Genomic DNA, 1,944 nt, shown 5'->3' with positions numbered 1-1,944 from the left:
ACTGGACGACAGTGATTGAGACTATTTAAAAGCATAACTAAAGAACAACTTGTGTGGATTTTTGCTGATTCAGAATGCTAAAAAATAAAGTTGACTGTCTTTTCTTTTCGGAAAGATTATTAACTATAAAAATTATCATTTAAGACAGCAGAAAAACTCAAAGTTAATTCATTACGAACATAATTTTTAGCGATTTTGCCAGATTAGATGAGCCAAGTTTAGAAGCTTCTTTAAAGAGCTTCATAGCAAGATTAAACTGAAGAGTTTGATCATGGCTCAGATTGAACGCTGGCGGCAGGCTTAACACATGCAAGTCGAGCGGAAACGATGGTAGCTTGCTACCAGGCGTCGAGCGGCGGACGGGTGAGTAATACTTAGGAATCTACCTAGTAGTGGGGGATAGCACGGGGAAACTCGTATTAATACCGCATACGTCCTACGGGAGAAAGGGGGCAACTTGTTGCTCTCGCTATTAGATGAGCCTAAGTCGGATTAGCTAGATGGTGGGGTAAAGGCCTACCATGGCGACGATCTGTAGCTGGTCTGAGAGGATGATCAGCCACACCGGGACTGAGACACGGCCCGGACTCCTACGGGAGGCAGCAGTGGGGAATATTGGACAATGGGGGAAACCCTGATCCAGCCATGCCGCGTGTGTGAAGAAGGCCTTTTGGTTGTAAAGCACTTTAAGCAGTGAAGAAGACTCTTCGGTTAATACCCGGAGACGATGACATTAGCTGCAGAATAAGCACCGGCTAACTCTGTGCCAGCAGCCGCGGTAATACAGAGGGTGCAAGCGTTAATCGGAATTACTGGGCGTAAAGCGAGCGTAGGTGGCTTGATAAGTCAGATGTGAAATCCCCGGGCTTAACCTGGGAACTGCATCTGAAACTGTTAGGCTAGAGTAGGTGAGAGGGAAGTAGAATTTCAGGTGTAGCGGTGAAATGCGTAGAGATCTGAAGGAATACCGATGGCGAAGGCAGCTTCCTGGCATCATACTGACACTGAGGCTCGAAAGCGTGGGTAGCAAACAGGATTAGATACCCTGGTAGTCCACGCCGTAAACGATGTCTACTAGTCGTTGGGTCCCTTGAGGACTTAGTGACGCAGCTAACGCAATAAGTAGACCGCCTGGGGAGTACGGCCGCAAGGTTAAAACTCAAATGAATTGACGGGGGCCCGCACAAGCGGTGGAGCATGTGGTTTAATTCGATGCAACGCGAAGAACCTTACCTGGTCTTGACATATCTAGAATCCTGCAGAGATGCGGGAGTGCCTTCGGGAATTAGAATACAGGTGCTGCATGGCTGTCGTCAGCTCGTGTCGTGAGATGTTGGGTTAAGTCCCGCAACGAGCGCAACCCTTGTCCTTAGTTACCAGCGGGTTAAGCCGGGAACTCTAAGGATACTGCCAGTGACAAACTGGAGGAAGGCGGGGACGACGTCAAGTCATCATGGCCCTTACGACCAGGGCTACACACGTGCTACAATGGTAGGTACAGAGGGCAGCTACACAGCGATGTGATGCGAATCTCAAAAAGCCTATCGTAGTCCAGATTGGAGTCTGCAACTCGACTCCATGAAGTAGGAATCGCTAGTAATCGCGGATCAGAATGCCGCGGTGAATACGTTCCCGGGCCTTGTACACACCGCCCGTCACACCATGGGAGTTGATTGCACCAGAAGTGGATAGCTTAACCTTCGGGGGAGCGTTCACCACGGTGTGGTTGATGACTGGGGTGAAGTCGTAACAAGGTAGCCGTAGGGGAACCTGCGGCTGGATCACCTCCTTATAGATGGCATTCGGTCAGCAAGAATTCACAACAAGTTGTTCTTTAGTTTAAGCTTACGTTTTAGGACGTATTAGGGTCTGTAGCTCAGCTGGTTAGAGCACCGTGTTGATAACGCGGGGGTCAGTGGTTCGAGTCCACTTAGACCCACCATT

At 49.2% G+C, this 1,944-nt stretch carries 1 tRNA gene and 1 rRNA gene; both read left to right on the top strand.

Annotated elements, in window-relative coordinates:
• Positions 1–253 precede the first annotated feature (253 nt).
• Positions 254–1,792, top strand: a 16S ribosomal RNA gene (locus NJD71_RS13475).
• A gap of 73 nt (positions 1,793–1,865) precedes the next feature.
• Positions 1,866–1,942 (top strand) — tRNA-Ile (locus tag NJD71_RS13470).
• Positions 1,943–1,944: the final 2 nt, after the last annotated feature.

The sequence above is a fragment of the Psychrobacter sp. PP-21 genome (assembly GCF_033790785.1).
In the GTDB taxonomy this organism is placed as follows: domain Bacteria; phylum Pseudomonadota; class Gammaproteobacteria; order Pseudomonadales; family Moraxellaceae; genus Psychrobacter.
The sequence above is the reverse complement of the archived record's forward strand: the minus strand, read 5'-3'. Positions and strand labels throughout refer to the sequence as shown.